Here is a 24,357-nt window from a genome sequence, read left to right on the forward strand (position 1 = left end):
ATCAGTAATCTAAAGTAGTAAGCCTATTCCAAAACTCAAACTAAACAAAAGAGTTGACAAGGCCAGTTTTTTCAATTCAGGATCTAATTCTCTTGCTACCTTGTTTTTTATTACCACCGCAGTATGTTTAATCAACAAGGGTAAGCTAATCACAAATAGAAGCTGATAAAATGAATTCCAGTGGACATACATGTATGCGCAAGCCGAAAGCACTGCAAATCCAATCAAGAACAAATGGTATTTCTTAGCTGTTTCAGAACCAATTTTCACCACCAAAGTTCGTTTTCCTGAAAGAGAATCATTTTCGATATCACGCATGTTATTCAAATTCAAAACCCCTACACTTAGCAATCCAACCGATGTTGCCGGCAAGAAAATGGTCCAATTTAAATCTCCGGTATGCAAAAAATAAGTACCCATAACTCCGGCCAATCCAAAAAACAGGAATACAAACAAATCTCCAAAGCCACTATATCCGTATGGATTCTTTCCCATCGTATAATTTATGGCCGCTCCTATGGCCAGCAAACCAACTCCTAACATGATTAATGCCTGGGTATAATTCAACAATTGCAATGCTTCCCACAACAACCAAAGTCCTGATACCAGTGATAACAAAACAAATACAATTACCATTCTGGTCATCTCTTTCTTGGTAATCACACCACTCTGAACTGCTCTTTCCGGACCAACTCTATTCTCATTATCAGCACCCGAAATGGAATCTCCCAAATCGTTGGCCAAATTAGACAATATCTGTAAAAACAAGGTTGTTAAGGTTGCCAGTAAGAATATTTTAAGGCTAAACTTGTGATCGGATGCAGCCAGCAAACTGCCAAGAAAAATATTAGAAAGTGCTAAAGGCAAAGTCCTTAGTCTAAATGCATGAATCCATGCTTTTGTTTTACTCATCGGTGTTATAGAATTGATCAGGCTGTAAATTTAATAATTTTGCAAAGACAAGGCATTACCATGACCGCTGAAGTACAATTAGAATTGCCTTATCATTCTTAATTCCTTGAGCTTTTTCACGATTCTAAGCATTCAAGAACTTTCATAAAAAAAAGCGGTGCAATGCACCGCCCTAATTATTGACTAAATAATTGATATGAAAGGTTATGCTTCTAATTCGGGAGTTATGGAATTGGCAAATCTTTTCGATACTTCAATATATTTGGATTTAAAATCATCATGCTTGATGTATTCTTTAATCTCTTCTTGCCATCCGTTGGCCTCTTCCGATAGCTCCATTATTCTTTTCTTGTTGGCAATATTCTCTTTGTTTTTCTTCTCCTCCTCAACAACATCAATGTACTGGTCTACCCATTTTTCGTATCGTGTAAGGAAAGCTTCTCGATCTTCAACATTCGAATATTTATTCGGATTAACTTCAGCTAACACCTCAGTATCAATTAAAGCAGCAGCTCCAACCGTTAATCCTAATTTCTGTAAAAAACCTCTTCGTGTACTATTTTGATTACTCATAAGTGCAATTTTAATTCCAACAACATCTTTTGATTTCCACTCTTTAAAAGTTTTAAGAGTTTAATAAAAGACTTTCGGGTCTTAAAACTACTATTTAAATTCAGTTTAAACAATAGGCAAACGCAGATTAATATTTTTATCCACAAATGAATTCAAATGATAATGTCACCGCTCTTTTCATTTGTGCTAATTTGTGTCCATTCGTGGACCTAGTTTTTCATTTTGGTGCATTTGCGGACCTATTTTTTATAAATTTGGAAATCGTAATTAATAATTTGTAATTCATGTCACATATTCCCAAAAGAGAAGAAGCGCTGGAACTGCTTACTACATACATCAAAAATCCAAGTTTAATTATTCATGCCAAAGCCGTTGAAGCCTGCATGCGATACTACGCACGCAAACATGGCGAGGACGAAGAAAAATGGGGAATTATTGGTCTGGTTCACGATATGGATTGGGAACTGTTTCCTGAGGAGCACACCCAAAAGACCCGTGAGATACTGGAGGCAGCCAATTGGCCCGAGGAATACATTCGTGCGGTGGAAGCTCATGCCTACCTCACCTGTACCGAGGTTGTTCCTGAAAGCCTAATGGAGAAAACCATTTATGCCGTTGATGAATTAACAGGACTGATTCGTACCACAGCTTTAATTCGCCCATCGAAATCGGTATTGGATGTGAAGGTAAAATCGGTAAAGCGCAACTGGAAGAACAAACGATTTGCAGCCGGAGTAGACCGCACGGTGATTGAACGTGGCGCCGAAATGCTGGGCATGGAAATTCCTGATTTGATTCACGATTGCATAGAGGCCATGAAAGAGGTAGCTGAAGAATTGGAGCTGAAGGGGAACTTATAAAAGTCTAACCACAAAGTACACGAAGGTTTTTCACAAAGGACACAAAGTTAGAAACCACAAGTTGATCCCTTCAGAATGATTGATTTTTGACGCAGAAAGGTATGATTCTATATAATTTACCTGGAATAAATCGACTTCCAATCGCAGTACCCAGTCGAGATAATTCACAAATTATCTCGACACAGGATTTATCCCTCCTGCTGACTGTCTTCGCGAGGATGAAGAATGAGGACTTGGCGATCTGTTAAAATACGCAGGTAGTAATTTTGAACAGATTCCTTCGTTGTACCTCCTCGGAATGACAGCTTTGTTTGCATTAGGGATAGAAACGGTTACCCCACAGCGAGGTACGAGCGAGGAGTATAAGTGAATAGCCCGACCCGCAGGGGAATGCCCAAGTAGAGAAAATCGAATTAAGAAGCCATAGGTTATACAGATATATTTCAATTAAATGAAAACACCTAGAATCATATTAATTCTTACCCTTATACTTTGGATACTTTCCACAGGAATTATCATTCTGGATAAAACCACCCCATTGGTAATTACCAGTATCAAAATCTATTATTCTCTCTTGATTACTTCCTTTGCCTTATTGGCAATCATCATCCTAAGATTCTGGCTAAAAATAAAAGGGGAAACATTGGTCATGTCATTCTCAATGAGTGTAGCATTACTTTTTGCCATTGCATATGTGTTTACCTGGCGATTAGAATGGAAAACTGAAACAATCCTCTACAAAAATCTTCATCTTCGAAACCGAACCATTGAATTTCAAAAAATGGACTTGGGCGCTTTTGGTACTAAATCAAGAACAATCGACCGAACGAAAATTTTTCCCTACTTTGAATGGAACAAAGAAATAAGAGTAAATGAAATTGACCCTTTAACATGGAAAAAGGCAGATATAGATCAAACTTAACGATCTTAACCTATCAAATCAATCAGCACCTTCTTTTTCCCACCTCAAACCTTCAATTTACAGCCTCCTGACAGTACAAACATAAACGACCAATACAGTTTATCAATATTTTTTGACTTTTGTCAACAATTTGATGAGAAATACTACTATTTTTACACTGATTTTGACATTAAAAATCAAACAATTCTCAAATACAAATGAAACATATGAAACAAGCATGATTCTTTTAAGATTTCAGTTTCCATATGACAAATAGAAAGAAATTAAACCGATGAAAAGATTTGCACTTATTTTTGTAAGCATTGCTGCAACCGTACTATCCATGACTTCATGTTCGAGTGATGACGATGATTTTAATCCAAATTTTGATGAAAGCTTAATTATCGGAAAGTGGAAAAGTGGTACCATATATGAAAGATACGACCTTGATTATTCAGGAGCCACCTGGGATACCGCCGATGATGTAACAGAGGAAGAAGCACAGAATTTTACCTGGACAATTACCAAAGATCAGTTGGAACAAATTCATATCATCGAAAATGGTGGAAAAGTTCCTAAAGTATACACCATTACCAATCTAACAGCAACTACTTTAGAGTACGAAGATGCTTACGGAAAATCTAAATCATTCAGCAAAATATAATACAATGCGAATATTGAAAAAAGTTGGGCTGGCTTTTCTGGTATTGGTTGTTGTATTGACAATAGCTGCGGCTATATCGCTGTGGTATCTTTTTACACCGGAAAAAATAACTCCATTAGCCAATAAGCAGGCAAAAAATTATTTGACGTGTACTACTACTATCGAAAAAGTTGAGCCAACTTTTTTTAGTACCTATCCGTTTTTTGGACTAGAGCTTACAAATCTTTGTTTGAGTGAGAGTCCTAAGGATACCATCTTGTACTCTGGCAAATGCTTTACCTCGGTAGATGTAATGTCCTACCTTTTCGACGACAAAATCATTCTTAGTCCCTTTCTTGTGGATGGAGGTAATGTGAATGTGAAAATAGACGCTCAGGGGCGGATGAATCTGGATGTTTACAAAGGCAGCTCCGATTCAGAAGAAACGGATTCTGAACCTATGTCTCTTGGCGATATGGATATCAGCAATGTGGAACTGAAGAATTTCAATGCGACATTTACCGATGATTCTGCAAAGAGAAAAGCTAAAGTTCAGAACCTGAATGCCAAACTGGCATTGATATACACCGGAAAGAAACAGTTGGTCGATTTGGACATGCATGCAAACAGCCTGCTTTTTGAAACTGCCAACTCCATGGCTCTTCATGTGGATGCTCAAGGCTGCGATCTAAAAATTAAATCCGATGGTAAAGACAAAAACCTGTACCATTCCGATATCGTGCTTGCGTGCAAGGAAATTTCTCTTGCTATGGCCGGTGATGAACTTTTATCGCAGATGAAAATCGACAGTCACTTGCCATTTGACTTGAATATCTCGAAAAATTCTTGCGATTTACAGAAGGCAAAACTCACAATTAAGGATAATCAGGAAATCACTTGCAATGGTACTGTCAGCATCCTGAAGGATGAATCCCTGGCAACAGATCTGCAGTATGCTACCAATGAATTGGATGTTGAAAAGATTCTGGCCCTTGTTCCCAAAACATATGCAGAACCGCTAGAAGATATCAAGGCAAAAGGGCTTGCTAAAATATCAGGATCGGTAAAAGGTCAGCTATCCGATACCAGTATGCCACTGGTAAAAGCCAAGCTAGACTACTCCAGGGGAGAGGTGAAATACACAGGTTATCCTAGAGTGAAAGATCTTCAATGCTCATTGGTCACCAATGTGGATTTGAATGGAAAACAGCCTTCTGTTATCAGTATCAGCAACAGCTATGCTCGTATTGCGAACAGCTCGGTTTCTGTGAAAGGAAACATTTCGAATATACTCGAAAGCCCGGTGTATGATTTGTATACCAAAGGCAATTTTACTCTGGCAGATTTGAAACCCTTCATTCCAAAAGATCAGAATGTAGTTCTAAAGGGATCGCTGCAGGGAAATGCACATGCGCAATTTTCTCAGGGCGATGTGCTCAAAGAGAAGTATCATCGCATTAAATTAAGTGGGGATTTTAAGGCTCAGGATTTTCATACCATCTATAATGACAGCATAAACCTGAATCTGGACACAGCTAATATTAAGCTGAAATTGCCGGGACACAACAAGGTCGACAAGGATCTTTTGTTTGCAAATATTGAACTTGATGCGGCAAATATGGATGTGGAGTTGTCACCCGATATGAATGCGGCAACTGAAAACTTACAGCTTTCTGTGAAGCTTAACAATCTTGCAAAAGGCTTATCTGCTCCAATCAGCTCATGTGCCTTTGCATTTGCCAGCCTGCGTGCTAAAAGCGATACCTTATCGGTTTATGCCGGCAATGGGAATGGAGAACTTGCCTACATTCCAACTCTGACAGGAAAACAGGAGATTGCCCTTATCAATTCAACAATTAATAGCGAAAAGCTAGCTGTTTCGGGCAAGGATACTGTTCTTTTCGATACCAAAGGGCTATATGCCAAAACCAATCTGAAGTACGACGAATCGCAAAAAAATGTGATGCTAAAATGGCAGCCCGAAGTGGACATTCGTTTCTCTCAGGCAATGTTTAATTTGAATGAAAAGCTGAAGGGACAAATTCCTAATATTTCATTTGCCCTTAACAGGGATAACATGAAAATTGAGAAGGCAAGTTTAATTTTGGGAGATTCCGACTTTAGCCTTGATGGTGAACTTACCGATATCAGCAAGTACCTGAAGAAGGAAGCATTGCTGAAAGGGAAATTTAACCTGGCTTCAAAAAATACCGATGTTTACCAACTGATGGATATTTTTAATGGCATGGGAAGCGAAGAAACTGCCTCTGATAATAAAGAAGCAGAAAACGATCCTTTTATGGTACCCAAAGGTGTAGAAATTTGTTTGAATACAAATATTGACAAGACCATTGTAAGCAACAATGTGATTGAAAATATCAAAGGAGGATTAACCGTAAAGGATGGTACCTTGATTCTGGATCAGATGGGTTTTACAAGCAAGGCAGCCAATATGCAGCTAACGGCAATTTACCGATCGGATAGAAAAAATCACCTCTTTACCGGTATCGATTTTCACCTTTTAGATATTGATATCGCCGAATTGATTGATTTGATTCCTACAGTTGATACCATGATTCCGATGCTTAAATCCTTTAAGGGAAAAGGCGAATTTCACCTGGCGGGAGAAACCTACCTAAAAAGCGATTACTCTCTTAAAAATTCAACCATTAGAGGTGCAGCAGCATTTCAGGGTGAGGAGCTAACACTAATGGATAGCGAAACCTTCGACATGATTGCCAGCAAACTAATGTTTAAGAAAAAAACAGAGAACGTGATCGATCGATTAAGTGTTGAAATGACGCTTTACAAGGATGAAATAGACCTCTACCCTTTCTTGATTGAAATGGACAATTACAAGGCTGTGCTTTCAGGACGTCATAACCTGGATAATCATTTTAACTATCACATTTCGGTAACCGATACGCCTCTGCCAGTTCGACTGGGATTGAATGTAAGCGGTACCCTGGAAGATTTGGATTACAAGCTGGTACCATGTAAGTACAAACACCTTTACAATCCTGAAAAGCAAGGAAAATTAGAGCAACAAACCTTACGTTTGAAAAATCTGATTTCTACCTCGCTTAAAGAAAATGTGAAGGATTACAAATAGAAGGTGAAGCTTATACAACGAAATAAAAGATCCTGGTAAGTCTGTTGCCGGGATTTTTTATATCCATAAATTACCCAAGTCAATACAAATAAATTAACCAATAAGGACACGAAGGGGATTCACAAAATCCACAAAGGTTTTGATAGCATTGATACTCTCGCTTGGAATGAGAGCATCAATGTAAAAATGGTTTAATTATTAGTCTGCTTTTTTAAACTGCAAGAGTACATTGCCTGTTTCATCTAAAAGAAATAATTTCAATTCATCAAGCTTGTATTTCCTTGTATTTACAATAGCAAGGTCAAACTTATCCGGCACATCCATATCCTGACACATCCTTCTCGTACTGGCAATAGGACCAAATTCAAGCCTATCATTGTCAACATGTATAATTTTTCCACCATAGCTATTACAAGCATTATTGCCTCCTACCATCATTGTTGAAAGATTAATTTCCAGGCTTGGTCTCTTTCCTTTTATATTGATCGACTCCCCATTAATGGATTCCAACACCCATATATCATGTAACCTGAAAATTGGATCGGCCTTTTTCTCCAATATTTTCACAAGTGTATATTTTATTGAAGAAGCATCGGCAGGTACTTGATCGGAACTTAATTTTTCTTCTTTTACCGATAATTTGTAAAAGTAACCGTGCTCAAAATTAAAGCCTTCAATTTCCGAATAGAAGTTCTCCCATTTTGCATCATCAGGACTTTCTCCTTTTTGCACCAGCAAACATTTCGTTGGAGCTACACCTTCGCAGTTAACTTTTCTACTATTTACCCAATACGTATATTCACTACTTGCTTTTTGTATATTGCACGATGACAAAAAAAATACGATTCCAATTAGACTTAAAACACTTTTCATACGATTTCGTTTATTTATTTACTTGTTAATTGATTTCTCTACCATAGTACACATGACTGCACCACTCTCCATCAATATTGGCAATATTGGGCAGGCATGCCCAGCGTTCGAATCCGAATTTTTCCAGTAGTTTAATGCTTGCCGTATTGGGTTCCAGCAGAATGGCAAAAAGGTGTTTGATATGGTATTGAGGTGCTTGTCTGATGGCGAAATCCATTAACTGGCTGCCAATGCCTTTGCCCTGGTGATCATCATGCAGGTAGTAGCTTACCTCAACTGCGGTTTGCAGGGCTCTTCTTCCTTGTCGGTAGGGTGAGTAACACATCCAGCCAATAATTTCATTATTCTCCTCAGCCACAAAAACGGGATGAGTATCGGGATTGTGAGAGGTAAACCATTTTTTACGTTCCTGCATGGAGATTTCTTCCAAATCGGCAGTGCAGAATCGATTGCGTACGGCTTGGTTGTAAATCTCGTTTATGGCTTTTAAGTCTGTATGGGTAGCAAGTCGGATTTGCATATTGTAAAGGGCTTAACCACAAAGATAAACGAAGGGAGTCACTAAGTAAACACAAAAGAAATTATCAGAAAACACTCCCCTTAACCCCCTCTCAAGAGGGGGATGTTGATATTGATACCCTCACTTAAAGTGAGAGCATCAATTTATAATTTATCATTTATAATTTATCATTAATAATTCATCATTGAATCACTATCCTGGGAATTTCGGGAACTTCTGGAATTCAGGATCACGCTTTTCAAGGAATGCATTCTTACCTTCCTGCGCTTCTTCCATTAGGTAATACATCATGGTTGCATCACCGGCAAATTCCATTAATCCGCGCTGTCCGTCTAATTCAGCGTTCAAACCACGCTTGATCATACGAATTGCCATTGGGCTACGCATCATGATTGTCTTACACCACTCAACAGTTTCGTCTTCCAATCTTTCCAAAGGTACCACAGTGTTTACCATACCCATGTCCTCAGCTTCTTTGGCAGTGTACTGCTTACAAAGGAACCAGATCTCACGAGCTTTCTTCTGGCCTACGTGGCGAGCCAAATAGTTCGAACCAAAACCAGCATCGAAACTACCCACTTTAGGACCAGTCTGTCCAAATTTTGCATTTTCAGAAGCAATGGTCAAGTCACAAACCACGTGAAGTACGTGCCCACCACCAATTGCATATCCGTTAACCATAGCAATTACAGGCTTAGGCATAGAACGGATAGCCTTGTGCAGATCCAATACATTCAAACGAGGCACACCGTGCTCATCGATGTATCCACCAACACCTTTTACATTCTGATCACCACCTGAACAGAAAGCCTTATCGCCAGTTCCGGTCAACACAATTACACCAATATCACTTCGCTCGCGGCAGATATCCATAGCATCCAACATATCGAAGTTGGTTTGCGGACGAAATGCATTGTACACCTCAGGACGATTGATGGTGATTTTTGCGATTCCTTCGAAAAATTCGAATTTAATATCTTCGTATTCCTTAATGGTAGTCCAGTTTCTAGTTGTCATACCTTCTCTTTTATAGTTTTAAAATAATTTATTAGCACTTGATCGTTTATCGTTCTTGGCGTTTTAATCTCCAGAACGGCAGCTCTTTCGTTTGCTGCATAGAATTCAGGCAGAACGTTTTCTACCTCTGTTTCATTTTCGGCGTAAAAGTAATCCAATCCGTAGGTTTCTGCCAGCTTATCGGCACGGTATTCCTGTACCGTCTCAAAATATTCTTCCAACTCATCCACACCCGATGGTCCAGATATGAATCGGAAAATTCCTCCTCCTCCATTGTTGATGAGAATAATTTTCAGATTTGGCTGCAGGTATTTGTTCCACAATCCATTCGAATCATAGAAAAAGCTGATATCTCCTGTAATCAGCGTAGTAGTTCTGCCATTCACCAAGGAAGCACCTGCCGCTGTTGATGTGCAGCCATCTATTCCACTGGTTCCTCGGTTCGAGTTATATGTAATTTGATCGGATGTCTTGAACAATTGCGCATATCGAACTACCGAGCTGTTCGCCAACTGTAGATTTCCCCCCTCAGGAATAGCATCTAAAATCTTCTCGAAAGCTTTCATATCACTCCATTGTAAATTATCCAGATAAGTATCATGAATTTCGCCTACTACTGAATCTTTCTCTCTCCAGAGATTTGCATATCCACTTTGCGTATGATTCAATGCTGGCAACAACTGACGGAAAAAGGCAAGTGGAGACACATCAATTTGAGAAGTCAGGTTCTTAAAAGTATCAATAAAATGATCCTCTTGCCCTACAAACCAATGTTCCTTTGGACGATAATCACGTAAGAAAGATTTGATCATTTTTGACACCAAAGGTCCACCAAAATTAATCAGCAAATCAGGCTGAAAATTCTTTTTCTCTTCCTCCTTCACCGAACAGATTACCCTGTCAATGCAGGGCAAGAATTTTTCTCCATGCAAATTGGCAACCGATTCGGTCATTACCGCCACATTTGGTTTTTGAGCCAATTGTCTCAGCAATTCATTCAGTTCTGGCTGCTGATGAAGCAAACCTGCCAATATCAAAATCTTTTTATTCGAATTGAAAGCTGTAGCCAAATCTTCCACACTTTCCTTGCTCAATTCATCTACCGAACTCACTTTACGGATTACCCTTTCATCCGTATCAGGATATTGTTTTACACCATACAAAGGCTCTCGCAAAGGAAAATTGATATGAACCGGTCCCATTCTACCCGATTGCGCCTTTGTTAAGGCCTCGTTAGCCATGCGATTCAAATACCAGCAATCATCAGGATTATTGGCATCCAAAGGCAATTGGTAACTGTCTTTCACAAAACCTTTGAAAACATCAGGCTGTGGAATGGCCTGGCTATCATCCTGACCGATCCATTCCGTTGGGCGATCGGCCGAGATTACCACCAAAGGCAATCGTTGATAGAAAGCCTCGGCAACAGCAGGTCCGTAATTCAACAGCGCCGTTCCCGATGTACAAACCAAACCCACGGGTTTTCTGGTTTGTTGTGCAATCCCCAAAGCAAAATAAGCAGCACTGCGCTCATCCACAATCACCAAACTTTTAATTCGCTGATCTTTTGCAAAAGAGATGCTTAGCGGAGCATTTCTGGAACCTGGCGATACGATAACATACTCCATTCCTTTGGCCCAGCAGATATCAATCAGTTCTTTCACACCTTTGATATCTGAATAATTGCGCTCCATGTATTTTGTATTTTCTTTTATTATTGTGGTACTTTCTGAATTCATTCGCTTTCTATTGACCTTATTGGTAGAATACTTTAATACTTCTACCTTTCGCAATCCAAATTTAAAACAAATTCGCTTATTTAATCACTTTAAGCAAAGTTTGCGCTTTAAAACAGGTTTCCATCCATTCTTTTTCAGGATCAGAATCAGCAGTGATTCCTCCACCTACAAATAGTGCCATACTTTCCTGAAGCACCTTCATACTTCTCAAATTCACAAACAAAGCCAAACCGCCATCAGCATGAATAGGGCCTAAAAATCCAGCATAATATTCTCTCTTATGTTTCTCCACTTTTCGGATTAAATCCATTGCCTTATTTTTTGGCAAGCCACAAACCGCTGGTGTTGGATGCAAGGCTTGAGCAAAACTGGAGATCTGATCGAAACTTAATGCTGTGTTTGCTTTATAGGTAGTTTTTAGATGAACAACATTACCCGCTTGCACTGTAAAAGGACCTTGCTTCTGATAATCATCAATCTGATAATTGGAAAGAAGCTCTTCGATATATTTACTCACGTATGCTTGCTCTTCTATCTCTTTTTTCTCCCATTCAACAGATTGAACTGCACTATCACCTAACTTCTGTGTTCCTGCTAAAGCTACTGTTTCTATGGTTTTTCCATCCGAATTTAAAAACCTCTCCGGACTAGCACCTATCCACAATCCTTCACTTGGTATATCTATCATGGAAACAAAAGCATTGGGATAAGTTTTATTCAACCGAAGAAAAATTGATGCTGCATCTTTACGTCCTTTGCCATTCAACACATGTACTCTGGAAAGAATCACTTTATCAAGCTTTTTACTCTTTAAATCGGCAAGCATTTCCTTGATTTGCTCCAGGTAATCCTCCTTCGAACTTTCGTAAACTTCCGAATCCTCATCCTTTTGATCAGGTAAGTCTGAAAAATCTACAAACTGTGTTGATTTTGAACTAAACTCGAATTCTGGATCTATGAAATAAGCAGACTGTTCTTCATCCAAATCGAAAGGCGCAAATAAAAAACCTTCCTTCCCTTTCAAATCCAATAAATTAATAACCCTAGATGGACTTGTTTGAATTCCGATTTTAATTTCGTGATCTCCCGGCAAGGAATAAGCATAAAACGAAAGCCTTTTTTGTAAGCACTGCTCTAAAAAATATTGTATTGATTTTTCTCTGTCCTCCAATTGGCTCATTCTCTATTTTTTAATGATCACATTGGTAATTCTGCAAATCGATACAAGTTTCTCCTGTTCATTTAGCACATTCACTTCAACAATATGAGTCATTTTGCCTTTATGAACAAACTTAGCCTTGGCGATAACCTTTCCTTTTCGCAGGCTTCTGATATGATTGGCATTAATCTCCATACCTTTCACATCGTAGTTCTTTAAATCGGTATGAATTACAGAAAGTGCACTTCCTACTGACTCCGCCAATGCCAAAGTAGCTCCTCCATGCAATATCTTCATGGGTTGCCAATGGTTTGAAGTCACCTCCATTTCTGCTACCAAATAATCTTCACCTACTTCTGTATATATAATGCCCAAATGCTCCATTAAAGTTTCGGAGCACATCTTATTTAAAGATTCTAATGCCTCAGTATTTTTAATCATTCTACAAAAATAATGTTTTCGTTAAGACTACATTCATTACTTGCTTATAGAGCCAAAAAAAGCTCAATTAAATTGAGCTTTACCTTTAGGAAAAATATTTTAATAAAAATTAGTCAATTTTTACATTAACTGCATTTAATCCTTTTTTTCCTTCTACAACATCGTAAGTTACGTTATCACCTTGATCAACTTTATCAATCAAACCTGTAACATGAACAAAAATGTCTTCTTGTGTTTCATTGTTTTTAATAAAACCAAAACCTTTGGTTTCATTAAAGAATTTTACTGTACCTGTAGGCATTATTTAAAAATTTTAAAATTATTACGTAGTAAATGTACGTAAATTGATTTAATAACTAAACAATTATCTGATTATTTTCAATTTTCTTAACAAAGAATTACCATTAAGCATACAACACCTGATTTTCAATATGATATTAAGAAAAGCCAGGGAATTAAACATACCAAAATGATGAACAGAAAATAAAAATCTGTAAAAATGACTTTTGGTAGTTTAAATTTTAATCCTACATTTGTAAGCAAGAAAGACAAGGAAATGAGACAATTCAACAACAATAATAATCTTTTCAATAATTTGATGAATAATTCATCAGAAGTGGGAAGGCTATAGTTGTTATCGAAAAAATATTTTACACGAGCCTTCCCAAATTGGGAAGGCTTTTTTATTTATATCAAATGGTACAATTTTTCAACAACAATAATAATAACACTAATAATTCTCCCCCAAGGTGAGGAAGTAGCATTGTTATACCATATTACAAGCCTTTCTCACCACAGAGAAAGGCTTTTTTATTATCAACTTATTTCTATTAATTAAAATTTTAAAAATCATGAAAAACTTAATTATTCCTAAGGCTTACAAAAGCATCTTATGTCCTGATGCAACTGAAAAAGCAATTAAATTTATTAAAGATCAGTTTCAACTACAGCTCTCTTCGGAACTGAAACTACGTAGAGTAACTGCACCTATGATTGTTCTAAAAGGTACTGGTTTAAACGATGATTTGAACGGAATTGAACGCCCTGTAGCATTTCCAATTAAAGGACTGGGAGAACAAACTGCAGAAGTTGTACATTCTTTGGCAAAATGGAAAAGATACATGCTTGGCGAACTTCAAATCCCTGAAGGTAAAGGACTTTATACCGACATGAACGCCCTTCGCCCTGACGAAGATTTTACCAACCTTCACTCCATTTATGTGGATCAATGGGATTGGGAAAAATCAATCAGTAAAGAAGAACGAAGCATTGATTTTCTAGTGAAAACTGTAAAGCAGGTTTATGCATCAATTAAAAGAACAGAATACATTTTAAGTGAATATTACCCGGCATTAAGCCCTCAATTGCCGGAAAAAATTACTTTTATTCACTCTGAAGAATTATTGGAAAAGTATCCTGATTTAAGTCCAAAAGAAAGAGAAACTGAAGCTGTAAAAGAGTTTGGCGCAATCTTTATCATTGGTATTGGAGGTGAATTGAAAAACGGTGAACCACATGATGGTCGCGCCCCTGACTATGACGATTGGACTACTCCATCGGTTAACGGATACAAAGGCTTAAACGGAGATATTATTCTTTGGAACCCTGTTCTTGAACAAGCTTTCGAGATATCATCAATGGGAATTCGTGTAGACGAAAAAGCATTGTTGGAGCAACTTGAGATTAAGGGAGAAGAAAAGCGAAAAGAACTAATGTTCCACAAAAAATTATTGTCTGGAGAATTACCTTACTCTGTTGGTGGAGGAATTGGTCAATCGAGATTGTGCATGTTCTTATTGCGCAAAGCACACATTGGAGAAGTCCAATCGAGTATCTGGCCAGATGAACTGAGAGACACTTGTAAAAAAGCAGGAATTATTTTCTTGTAATGATTGTAGTCCCCCTACAAAAAAGAGGCTGTCAACCGACAGCCTCTTAAAATTTATAAAAAAAATCTATCTGTGTGCGATAGGATCTGCATTTCCATCAGGATCATTATTCACATATCCATCGGTATGGATAGGACCTAATAACAATAAACCACAAACGTGAGGTGCAGCCATTGAAGTTCCACTCATAGTACCATACCCTCCATTCAAATAGCATGACTTAATATCTACACCAGGAGCACAAACATCAACAGGTGTTCCATAATTTGAGAATGAAGCAAAATTGTCATTGATATCAGAAGCTGATACAGTATAAACATTTGGATGGTTAGCTCTAGCTGGAGAATAATATAAAGCATCATCAGATGAGTTACCTGCAGCAATTGAAATCAAAATTCCCAAATCAGCAACAGACTTTACAGTCTCATCGTAAGCATCGTAAGTATAACGAGATTTTGGTCCTAAACTCATATTAACAGCATCGCCAGGCTGACCTTCAGCAGCAATATAATCCAATGCAGCCATCGACCAAGACATATTACCATTACCTCTTCTGTCAAGAACACGGCAAGAAACAACTTTTGCATTTGGAGCTACACCAATAACACCAATAGAGTTGTTTAAAGCTGCAACAGTACCAGCAACGTGAGTACCATGTCCATGCTGATCATCTGGAGTAGTTTTACCTTGAGTAATGAAAGTTTTACTTCTTGCAACATCAACGTTCAAGTCTGGGTGATCCATATCAATACCAGAATCAATAATCCAGGCTGTTTTTCCAGTACCATCACCAGCACCACCTACGCGTGTAATTCCCCATGGAGTTTCTTGTGCAGGTTGAGTACTTCCACCTCCTGGTTTTCCCAATGAGATTTGAATATCCTTCTCAACACGCTTTACTCTTGGATCAAGTAACAATTTTGCTACCTGATTTTCATTTAGTTTTACAGAGAAACCTTGAATTGCAGTACTGTAAGTATGCTCAACATTTTCTTCTGAGATTCCATTGCCTTTTAGGAACTTAACTACGTGCGACTTCATGCGAACTGCTTTCTTTTCGTAGCCTTTTAATCCTTTTAATTCACTCTTTAAAACAACATCATCATTAAATTGAACAACATAGGTACTCTTACCGCCTTTATTATCAGCAAATCCCGATTTCACATTTAAGGTAGCTTCTGAGCTTTCATTCAACATTTCATCCTCAATAGAATTATCACAGGATGTTACTAAAGAACCAATTAGCGCTAATAATAGCATGGCTTTCATAGAATTTAAAAAATTCTTCATAAAAATTAAATTTTTATTAGTTAGTGATTAAGTGGTTAATTACAATACCCTTACACAAAATGCTTGTTTTACATTGTCAAGTGCATTGTAAATTTGATATACACCTATATATTCTCCTTTTTCCAAAAAGGTAACCCAAAAAATGAAGTTTTTTTTCAAAAAAATTACCACACAAAACACAACAGATTGATATTTCGCGCTTTAGTCTTATTAATTATTTTTCTTATTATTTCTTTCTGCTTATATTTAGACTTAACCATCAAAATACTCCCTATGAAAATTTTACTATACATTGTTGGAGCTTTTGCTCTTATTGTAGGAATACTCCATTTTATGGCTCCAAAAACTTATCAGGTAGAAAGAAAAATTGTTGTATCAGAAGATATTGACACAGTTTTCAAAAGCCTATGTTCGTTAAAAGAGCAACAAATTTGGTCTCCCTGGGCCGAAAAAGATCCAGATATGAAAATAACTTATAGTGGTACTGATGGCACCATTGGTTCATTTACACATTGGACGGGAAATAAAGATGTAGGTGAAGGACAGCAAGAAATTAAAAAAATGGAACCAAATTCTTACATCGAAACTGAACTGCGATTTTTGAAACCATGGGAATCTACTAGTACTGGATTTTTTGAAATTAAACCTGTTACCGAAGGAACTGAAATAACCTGGGGCTTTAAGGGTAAAAACACTTTCCCCAGTACAATTCTGATGGTTTTTATGGATATGGATAAAGCCATTGGTCCTGATTTTGAAAAAGGACTGGCAAAATTTAAAACTTATATCGAAAAATAAACAGCTATGAAGAAAAATATGGGAACTTTAGATCGCATCTTAAGAGTAATTGTATCAATAACTCTTGCGATTCTTTATTTTACAAATATCCTAACTGGAACCTTTGGTTTAATTGTATTCATTTTTGCCTGTGTAATGTTTCTTACAAGTGTAATTGGCAATTGTCCACCCTATACATTAATGGGAATTAACACATGCAAGCTTAAACCAGAAAAAGAATAAAAAAATTCGTGCCAAAAATGAACCTCGAAGAGTTTTTCTTCGAGGTTTTTTTGTATTATAAAACATCTTGAAAACTCTGATTTTCTTAGCTATATTTAAACAATTCATGATGCATTTTGCAAAAGAATACGGCATGCTTAAGTATCATAAAAAACCAGCGACCTATGAACAGAATTCAAGACAAAGATCGGATTGCCTATTGTGGAGTTAACTGCTCAACATGTCCGGCATATGTTGCTACCCAAAGGCAACAGGAGAAGGTAAAGGTTAGAATTGCCAAACTGTGGTCTGATGAAGATTACAAATACGAAGCCTGCGAAATTACTTGTAAAGGATGTCATGAACCTTGGGGTAAAAAATTTCGCCATTGCACCGAGTGTGCCGTAAGAGAATGTGCAAGACAAAAACTATGCAACACTTGTGCTGAATGTGACGAGTATCCATGTAACAAGTTAGTAGAGCTGCATAATACTCTGGATAAGAAAATTGCCAGAATTAATTTAGATGACTTAAGACAAAACAATAAAGCTGGTTAATTCCAGCTTTTTTTTAGAATATTGGCAGATTAATGGCCAATCTCCGAATTTGAAAAGCAAGAGTAAGACACTTCTCAACAGATCGATAATTTTCTATTGGTTGTAGTATTACTGCTTCTACATTCTGATTTTTATTATTAAAATACCAGGATCGATGATGCCCGTCGTGAACGATATAACGGATTCTCTTTTCCTGATACAAATCCCAAACGATAATAGGAGGAAACTCCTCTCCCTTTTCTGCAATATAATCATGAGCTGCATCAACCATATGCAATTTTTCTTGCTCTAAACGAACCTGACTGGCCCACAACACTTTTGGATTCATAATTTTAGGTGGTAAAATTTTAATATGCTCAGGTTTCAATTGAAACTGCACACTTGCCAACTTGCACAAGTTTGCCGTGGTATTTCCTTTTACCCAATGCGTTCTCCCCAGAAAGGCATTGTAACCTCTCTCCCTTTCTGCCGGATTCGTAGAAAGTAATAATTTGGTTATCTCGAATGGGGATTTGATCTGCATCATATATCCTCAAGTTACAAATATCTGCAGACAATGAGATACTATAGTGCTGGGTATTTACAATACCTCACACTCCATTAGCCTAACTATGGATTGTACATTAGCATAAGGATAGATACTTTATTAGCTTAAGGATAGACACTGTATTAGCTTAAGGATGTAGAGTCTATTCATCTACCTACTTTCAGAACCAAAGTATCTGCAGCATATTCTCGAATTTCCAATATCTGCAAAAAAAACAATAATACAAGATATTACAAAAAGTCAGGGGGTGACTATTTACGTTTTGTAAGTTAGTCACCCCTTGACTGAATTCCATAAAGCAAGTCCAATCAAAACTGCAAGGTAAATTCAGTAAGGCAATTGGGCTTGGAACGAACGGCAATGGTACCACTATGCAATCTCATGATCTGTCTCGACAAGTTTAATCCAATGCCAGAACCTTTTTCTTTTGTAGTAAAAAAAGGTGTAAAAACATTGTCAATTACATCTTCCGGAATACCGATTCCATTATCTCGAATAATAATAAAATTAACTGGATTCGCTTCTCCCGTGGAAATGAACAAAGTTTTATTTTCAGTTTCTTTCAGTGCATCAATCGCGTTTCGAACCAAATTAATCAACACTTGAGTAATTAATTTCTCATCGGCAATTAATTCCTGATTCTTATCCTGAAGATGATATGTAAACTCTATTTGCTCAGCTTTGAATTCTTCTTTAAACAGCGTTTCAATTTGGAAGAAAAGTTTCTCCATCGGAACCAGTTTAAAATGCGGCTTAGGCAAATGGGTTAGATTTTTGTATTCATCAACAAAAGCTAAAAGTCCCTTACTTCGTTTTCGAATGGTAGTTAAGCCCATAATGGTATTGGAAATCGTTCCCTCATCAACAAATTTATCTTTTGATTTTTCCTTATCATTCTGATACAATTCAATCAAACTACCTGATAACATAGAAATTGGACTAACCGAATTGGTAATTTCATGTGCAAAAACACGAATCAACTTGTGCATGGCATCCATTTCTCCTTTGTCAACTGCATTTTTAATATCCTGGAAAGCAACCACTTTCAACTGTTCATCTTCCAGTCTAAAACTTGTGGCTTTAACTGCCAATTTTAAAATTCTGTTTTTAACCAAGTAATTCCGCAATTTTTGCTTGCCTGATTTTGTTCTTTCCAAAAAATCAGGAAACTCCTTATCGATACATTCCAATTCGGATATATTCAAAAAATCCTCCACCAAAAACAACTCTTTAAAAGCAGGATTGCACAATTTCACATTTCCTTCTTTATCAAAGGCCAGAAGTCCGATCCCAACCAATTCCAAAGTATGCTGAAAAAAAATAAAATCCTTTTCCTTCTCTATTTTAACCTTTCCAAATGCATTGATAATATGGTTAAAACTTTGGTGTAGATTTTTAAAGGCCTTGTCCTTTTTTTGCTCATTAAAAACCAGTGTTGCATCCTGATATTGAAAGGCATCAAAAAAGCGAGACAAATCTCTATTGGTTTTATTCACATAGTGCAATAAATAAACAATTTGTAACACCCATAATACAACCAAACTATAGGTTGTAACCACCATATATTCTTTCGAATGAACATATAAAAACAACACCGGGGTAAGCGATATTAAAATCACCTGTATTATTATTCCAATATAGAATCGCCTATAAATCATACTTTTTGATTTTGTCGTACAAGGTTGAACGATTAATTCCTAACTCTTTTGCTGCCATACTCATATTTCCTCCCGTAAACTGAATGGCTTTTTTTATCAACACCCGTTCATTTTCTATTAGGTTAAAACTATCAGGCATTACATCAGTTTTTTTAAGCGCTTCCACAATCATTATATCCTCAGCATTCAGTTTAGCCGAATCATTTAAGATTACAGTTTTCTCGATGATATGTTGCAACTCTCTAATATTTCCTGGCCATGCATGTTTCTCCAGCTTTACTATGGCTGATTTATTCATCTGCATGCTTTCCTTAGCATATTGTTTTGTAAATTTTTCCAGATAAAATTGCGATAGTTCTGCAATATCTTCCGATCGTTCTCTTAAAGATGGTAATTCCAATGATATGGTATTTATGCGATACAACAAATCCTCTCGAAATAATCCATCAGCAACCATTTTATGCAAGTTGCAATTGGTTGCTGCAACTATTCTAACATCAATTTGTACAGGAGTACTACCGCCTACAGGAATTACTTCCTTTCGTTGAATCACAGTCAACAACTTCGTCTGTAAATGCAAAGGAACATTTCCAATTTCATCTAAAAACAAGGTTCCTCCTGATGCCAGCTCAAATCTTCCCATTCGGTCTTCTTTAGCATCTGTAAAAGCTCCTTTCTTGTGTCCAAACAATTCACTTTCGAACAATGATTCCGTAATTGCACCCAAATCAACATGAACAAAAATTTGATCACTCCTGCTCGAACGCAAATGAACTTCACGTGCAACTACCTCCTTCCCTGTTCCATTCTCTCCTGTAATCAGAACATTGGCATCGGTAGCAGCAACTTTGTCCACTGTGTGAAAAACCTCCTTCATTCTGGCAGATTTTCCGATTACAAAACTTTTATTTTTGTTGATTTCCTGATTTAACCTCTTCTGCTTCGACTTCAAACTCTTTATTTCCATTTTAGAACAACGAAGTTGATAAGCAGCCAAAAGTGTTGATAGAATATGCTTCTCATCCCAGGACTTTTGCACAAAATCAACAGCACCCTCCTTCATAGCTCTTACTGCCAATTCGATATCTCCATATGCTGTAATAAATACTACACAGGCATTTTTATCAAAATCCAGGATTTGCTTTAACCAATAAAGTCCTTCGTTTCCGGAATTGATTCCTGCTTTAAAATTCATATCCAGCAGGATAACATCATATTCCTTCTCTCTTAGTTTTGATACAAGAACATTAGGATTCTTAATGGTATCAATCAATTCAAAGTGTGATTTTAAAAATAGTTGAAAAGCAAACAGCAACTCTTCATTATCATCTACAATTAGAAGTCGTCCTTTTTGTGGCATAAAAAAATGTATCGATTGGTTTTATTTTCAAAGTTAACAGATTGTTGTAATTCACAACATGAGGTGTTGGAAATTCCAACACAAAATATTTTACCAAAACACTAACTATTTGATTTTCTGATGCGATTTTATTTGGCACGCCAATTGGCATTACAAAAGCGAACCTTTAAATTGAAAATAATGATAATTACAAAAGACCTTTGCAAAGTTTTTAGAACTGAAGAAGTAGAAACCTCAGCATTACATGATGTTAACCTTCATATTGAGAGAGGAGAGTTTGCAGCCATTATGGGACCATCGGGATGTGGTAAATCAACCCTTTTAAATATTATCGGATTATTAGATAATCCCAGCAATGGAAACTACATTTTTAACAATACTGACGTTACTAAAAAATCAGAAAAGCAAAGAACCCATTTCAGAAAAGGCAATATTGGTTTTATTTTCCAGAGTTTCAACCTAATTGATGAATTAACCGTTTTTGAAAATGTTGAGCTTCCTCTGATCTATATGGGGTTGACAACATCAAAAAGAAAAGTCAAAGTGAACGAAGTTCTTGAGAGAATGAATATTTCACATAGAGCCAAACATTATCCCCAACAATTATCGGGCGGACAGCAGCAACGTGTTGCCATTGCAAGAGCTGTTGTTACCAGTCCAAAATTAATATTGGCAGATGAGCCTACTGGTAACCTTGATTCGAGCAATGGTACGGAAGTAATGGAATTGCTAAAGGAACTAAATCACTCAGGAACCACTGTTGTAATGGTAACTCACTCGGTAAGAGATTCTGAATATGCTGATAGAGTTATTCATTTGTTTGACGGGAAAGTGGTATCTGAAAACAAACACAGGCAGAATACGAAAGAACTTATCAAAGAAGAATTATAATTCTTACTTTTAATCCAAACAAACTTTACAATATGTTTTTCTACAAACTTAAACTTGCCATAAGAAGTCTTGCAAAAGGCAAGCTTAACTCTTTTATCAATATTTTCGGTCTTGCAGTTGGTATGGCTGCGGTCATACTAATTTCCATATTCATTCAATACGAGTTGAGCTACGATAAATTCAACTCCAAATATGATAGAATTCACCGTTTGATTTCTCAACTAGGGAAAGAAACAACAAATGATCATGCCATTTGTCGAAGAATAAACCACGAGGAATACAAGGAAAATATTCCAGGACTAGAAGAAATAACCCAATTGTACAGAGGGTGGGAATGTGAAATCCACCATAAAGATAAAAGATTCTTTGGGTTCAAGTTTCATTTTGTAGATGACAATTTCACCAAGATTTTTGATATTGATTTCCTGCATGGTAATCCTGAGACTGCATTGGAAGACTCTAAAAGTGTTGTTCTGTCAGAAAAAGCAGCTAAAACTATTTTTGGTAAAACTGATGTGCTTGGAACCTTAATCAATCTTAACGGAGTTGACTGCACCATTTCCGGAGTTACCAAAAACTTACCTAAAAACTCACACTATAATTTTGAAGTACTGGCTCCATTGGAATACATCTATCCTATCAATTCAAAATCGGGTCTAGAGTTTTTCACCTATGCATTGGTAAAAGAAGGTGCAGATCAGGAAACGTGTTTAAATAGTGTATTGAAGAAATACCGTAAGAGTATTGATGGATTTCAACAATATGGTTACAAAACAGGAGCCTACTTTCAAAAACTAAGTGACGTCCACCTGCATTCCGCACACTTACATAGCATTGGTCCCAAAGGGGATATCAATATCGTATTGACCTATATTTTTCTGGCTAATTTAATTCTTTCCATTGCCATTATAAACTTCATCAACATCATGACTGTACAGTATGAAGGCAAAATCAAGGAAATTGGCATGAGAAAAACCATAGGTGCAACCCGATGGCAATTAATCAAGTTATTCGTGGGAAAATCTATACTTCTTACCTTTATTGCTTTGGTTTTGGGTATAATTTTAGCAGAAATTTTCCTTCCACACTTTAAACAATTGGTGTACAGAGATCTTACACTTTCCTACTCTTCGAACTTACTTTTAAGCATTGGCTTACCGGCATTAGCATTGATAGTAGGTATTTTATCAGGTGTTTACCCGGCAATATTTATCTCACGCCCTTCTCCTTCTGTTGCATTACAAGGTGGTGGTTTAAAAATGAATGGCAAAAACATACTCACCAAAGTATTGGTCATCTTTCAGTTCACTGTTTCAATTACTTTAATTGCATCTCTATTTGTTCTGAACAAACAGATAAACTATTTGAAAAATGCAGATTTGGGTTTCAAACCTGAAAAAGTATTGGCCATTGAGAATATGAATGCAAAAATTAACCAGTCATACTTCTCTATAAAAGAAGAGTTATTGAAACTACCATTAATCAGGTTTGTATCTGCTTCAGATCATATTCCAGGTGGTGGAACCAGTGGACAAGGTTTTACTGTTATGGGTGAAGAACAAAACAAACAAAAGTCCTTCAATTCATACAGAATACAACCCGACTATTTCAAGACAGCTGGAATCGAACTTAGCCAGGGACGCACCTTTAAAGAGACAGGTAAAATGCATGAAAAAGGCATTATCATTAATGAAACAGGTGCAAAATTATTAAGTCAGAATGATGTAATAGGCTTAAATGTTGAATACCAAGGTCAAATTCAGGAAATCATAGGCGTGGTAAAAGATTTCCATTTCCAATCGCTGCGTACACAGGTAAAACCACTAATGTTTACCCACAACAGCTTCGAAATGATTAGTGATATTTTGATTCGTTACGAGGGTGATAATCTTCAACAAGTATTGGAAGAGGTGACCAATGTACTTCGCAAATTCGATCCGGGCTATGTTTTAGATTATATAATCATTGAGGAATTTAACAGGGATAAATATGGTGCTGAAGAAAGGTCAATGACGTTTATGAGTTATTCGTCCATCATATCATTGGTATTGGCACTGCTTGGACTTTACGCTCTATCCCTTTTCATGGTACAAAAACGCACCAAAGAAATTGGAATCAGAAAAGTGAATGGTGCTACCGAATGGCAAATCACTTCACTCTTATTTTCCACTTTCTCAAAATGGTTAGGCATTGCATTCCTTATTGCAGTACCAATATCATATTTCATTATGAAAATTTGGCTGGAACAATTTGCATATCGTATTGATATCGGAGTTCTTCCTTTTGTAATTGCCGGAGTTGTAACAGGTATTTTTGCCTTGCTAACTGTAGGAAGACAAACCTGGAAAGCAGCCAATCAAAATCCTGTTGAATCTTTACGCTACGAATAATATGAAAGATTACTTAGCATTTAAAC

23 protein-coding genes are annotated in these 24,357 nt (G+C 36.9%); 10 read left to right on the top strand and 13 right to left on the bottom strand.

Annotated features, from left to right (window positions below; translation table 11 throughout):
* Positions 1–9: 9 nt before the first annotated feature.
* Both NQ163_RS13175 and NQ163_RS13180 read right to left on the bottom strand, forming a co-directional pair.
* Entirely contained in the window at positions 10–912 is a 903-nt protein-coding gene (locus tag NQ163_RS13175; RefSeq protein ID WP_268190777.1) for a 1,4-dihydroxy-2-naphthoate polyprenyltransferase, read from the bottom strand.
* A 204-nt stretch (positions 913–1,116) separates the two neighbouring features.
* Positions 1,117–1,485 (bottom strand): twin-arginine translocation signal domain-containing protein, encoded by a 369-nt coding sequence (locus NQ163_RS13180; RefSeq protein WP_268190778.1) that lies wholly within the window; start codon positions 1,483–1,485, stop codon positions 1,117–1,119.
* Between the two features lie 284 nt (positions 1,486–1,769).
* On the opposite strand from NQ163_RS13180, the gene NQ163_RS13185 reads away from it, so the two are divergent.
* From NQ163_RS13185 to NQ163_RS13200, 4 genes are all read left to right on the top strand, one after another.
* Positions 1,770–2,345 carry an HD domain-containing protein gene (locus tag NQ163_RS13185; RefSeq protein ID WP_268190779.1) on the top strand — a complete coding sequence of 192 codons (576 nt, stop codon included), beginning with the start codon at positions 1,770–1,772 and terminating at the stop codon, positions 2,343–2,345.
* Positions 2,346–2,796: 451 nt separating this feature from the next.
* Complete coding sequence (locus NQ163_RS13190) at positions 2,797–3,267, top strand: hypothetical protein (protein ID WP_268190780.1); 471 nt, start codon at positions 2,797–2,799, stop codon at positions 3,265–3,267.
* Positions 3,268–3,538: 271 nt separating this feature from the next.
* Positions 3,539–3,910 carry a lipocalin family protein gene (locus tag NQ163_RS13195; RefSeq protein WP_268190781.1) on the top strand — a complete coding sequence of 124 codons (372 nt, stop codon included), beginning with the start codon at positions 3,539–3,541 and terminating at the stop codon, positions 3,908–3,910.
* A 4-nt stretch (positions 3,911–3,914) separates the two neighbouring features.
* Positions 3,915–7,001 carry an AsmA family protein gene (locus NQ163_RS13200; protein ID WP_268190782.1) on the top strand — a complete coding sequence of 1,029 codons (3,087 nt, stop codon included), beginning with the start codon at positions 3,915–3,917 and terminating at the stop codon, positions 6,999–7,001.
* Between the two features lie 198 nt (positions 7,002–7,199).
* Here NQ163_RS13200 and NQ163_RS13205 read toward each other — a convergent pair whose 3' ends face one another.
* The 7 genes from NQ163_RS13205 to NQ163_RS13235 all read right to left on the bottom strand — a co-directional run bounded on the left by NQ163_RS13205 (position 7,200) and on the right by NQ163_RS13235 (position 13,051).
* The gene (locus NQ163_RS13205) at positions 7,200–7,874 is read right to left on the bottom strand and encodes a DUF4377 domain-containing protein (RefSeq protein WP_268190783.1); all 675 of its coding nucleotides are present in this window, start codon (positions 7,872–7,874) and stop codon (positions 7,200–7,202) included.
* Between the two features lie 25 nt (positions 7,875–7,899).
* Positions 7,900–8,394 (bottom strand): GNAT family N-acetyltransferase, encoded by a 495-nt coding sequence (locus tag NQ163_RS13210; protein WP_268190784.1) that lies wholly within the window; start codon positions 8,392–8,394, stop codon positions 7,900–7,902.
* A 192-nt stretch (positions 8,395–8,586) separates the two neighbouring features.
* Positions 8,587–9,411 carry a 1,4-dihydroxy-2-naphthoyl-CoA synthase gene (menB, locus tag NQ163_RS13215; protein ID WP_054717253.1) on the bottom strand — a complete coding sequence of 275 codons (825 nt, stop codon included), beginning with the start codon at positions 9,409–9,411 and terminating at the stop codon, positions 8,587–8,589.
* Positions 9,408–11,150, bottom strand: a complete 1,743-nt coding sequence (gene menD / locus NQ163_RS13220; protein ID WP_268190786.1) for a 2-succinyl-5-enolpyruvyl-6-hydroxy-3-cyclohexene-1-carboxylic-acid synthase — start codon at positions 11,148–11,150, stop codon at positions 9,408–9,410. The genes menB and menD overlap by 4 nt, the downstream gene beginning before the upstream one ends.
* A gap of 76 nt (positions 11,151–11,226) precedes the next feature.
* Entirely contained in the window at positions 11,227–12,330 is a 1,104-nt protein-coding gene (locus NQ163_RS13225; protein ID WP_268190787.1) for an isochorismate synthase, read from the bottom strand.
* Between the two features lie 3 nt (positions 12,331–12,333).
* Entirely contained in the window at positions 12,334–12,750 is a 417-nt protein-coding gene (locus NQ163_RS13230; RefSeq protein ID WP_268190788.1) for a PaaI family thioesterase, read from the bottom strand.
* Between the two features lie 109 nt (positions 12,751–12,859).
* Positions 12,860–13,051, bottom strand: coding sequence for a cold-shock protein (locus NQ163_RS13235; protein ID WP_110360691.1), 192 nt, complete (start codon positions 13,049–13,051; stop codon positions 12,860–12,862).
* Between the two features lie 550 nt (positions 13,052–13,601).
* On the opposite strand from NQ163_RS13235, the gene asnA reads away from it, so the two are divergent.
* The gene (gene asnA / locus NQ163_RS13240) at positions 13,602–14,639 is read left to right on the top strand and encodes an aspartate--ammonia ligase (RefSeq protein WP_268190789.1); all 1,038 of its coding nucleotides are present in this window, start codon (positions 13,602–13,604) and stop codon (positions 14,637–14,639) included.
* Positions 14,640–14,705: 66 nt separating this feature from the next.
* On the opposite strand, the gene NQ163_RS13245 is transcribed toward asnA, so the two are convergent.
* On the bottom strand, positions 14,706–15,929 hold the full coding sequence (locus NQ163_RS13245) for a S8 family serine peptidase (RefSeq protein WP_268190790.1): 1,224 nt from the start codon (positions 15,927–15,929) through the stop codon (positions 14,706–14,708).
* A gap of 273 nt (positions 15,930–16,202) precedes the next feature.
* Here NQ163_RS13245 and NQ163_RS13250 point away from each other — a divergent pair, with 273 nt between their 5' ends.
* From NQ163_RS13250 to NQ163_RS13260, 3 genes are all read left to right on the top strand, one after another.
* On the top strand, positions 16,203–16,727 hold the full coding sequence (locus tag NQ163_RS13250) for an SRPBCC family protein (protein ID WP_268190791.1): 525 nt from the start codon (positions 16,203–16,205) through the stop codon (positions 16,725–16,727).
* Positions 16,728–16,733: 6 nt separating this feature from the next.
* Complete coding sequence (locus NQ163_RS13255) at positions 16,734–16,949, top strand: YgaP family membrane protein (RefSeq protein ID WP_268190792.1); 216 nt, start codon at positions 16,734–16,736, stop codon at positions 16,947–16,949.
* A gap of 164 nt (positions 16,950–17,113) precedes the next feature.
* Positions 17,114–17,485 carry a DUF3795 domain-containing protein gene (locus NQ163_RS13260; protein ID WP_268190793.1) on the top strand — a complete coding sequence of 124 codons (372 nt, stop codon included), beginning with the start codon at positions 17,114–17,116 and terminating at the stop codon, positions 17,483–17,485.
* 13 nt (positions 17,486–17,498) lie between these two features.
* Here NQ163_RS13260 and NQ163_RS13265 read toward each other — a convergent pair whose 3' ends face one another.
* From NQ163_RS13265 to NQ163_RS13275, 3 genes are all read right to left on the bottom strand, one after another.
* Positions 17,499–18,011, bottom strand: coding sequence for a hypothetical protein (locus tag NQ163_RS13265; protein ID WP_268190794.1), 513 nt, complete (start codon positions 18,009–18,011; stop codon positions 17,499–17,501).
* A 329-nt stretch (positions 18,012–18,340) separates the two neighbouring features.
* Positions 18,341–19,690, bottom strand: a complete 1,350-nt coding sequence (locus tag NQ163_RS13270; RefSeq protein WP_268190795.1) for a sensor histidine kinase — start codon at positions 19,688–19,690, stop codon at positions 18,341–18,343.
* A complete protein-coding gene (locus NQ163_RS13275) occupies positions 19,680–21,050 on the bottom strand; it encodes a sigma-54-dependent transcriptional regulator (protein WP_268190796.1) in 1,371 nt (456 codons plus the stop codon). The genes NQ163_RS13270 and NQ163_RS13275 overlap by 11 nt, the downstream gene beginning before the upstream one ends.
* A gap of 180 nt (positions 21,051–21,230) precedes the next feature.
* Here NQ163_RS13275 and NQ163_RS13280 point away from each other — a divergent pair, with 180 nt between their 5' ends.
* Positions 21,231–21,941: an ABC transporter ATP-binding protein gene (locus NQ163_RS13280; RefSeq protein ID WP_268190797.1), complete on the top strand. Its 711-nt coding sequence runs from the start codon at positions 21,231–21,233 to the stop codon at positions 21,939–21,941.
* 32 nt (positions 21,942–21,973) lie between these two features.
* Complete coding sequence (locus tag NQ163_RS13285) at positions 21,974–24,331, top strand: ABC transporter permease (protein ID WP_268190798.1); 2,358 nt, start codon at positions 21,974–21,976, stop codon at positions 24,329–24,331.
* The last annotated feature ends 26 nt before the right edge of the window (positions 24,332–24,357 follow it).

Source organism: Marinifilum sp. D737 (assembly GCF_026672275.1).
Lineage (GTDB): Bacteria > Bacteroidota > Bacteroidia > Bacteroidales > Marinifilaceae > Marinifilum.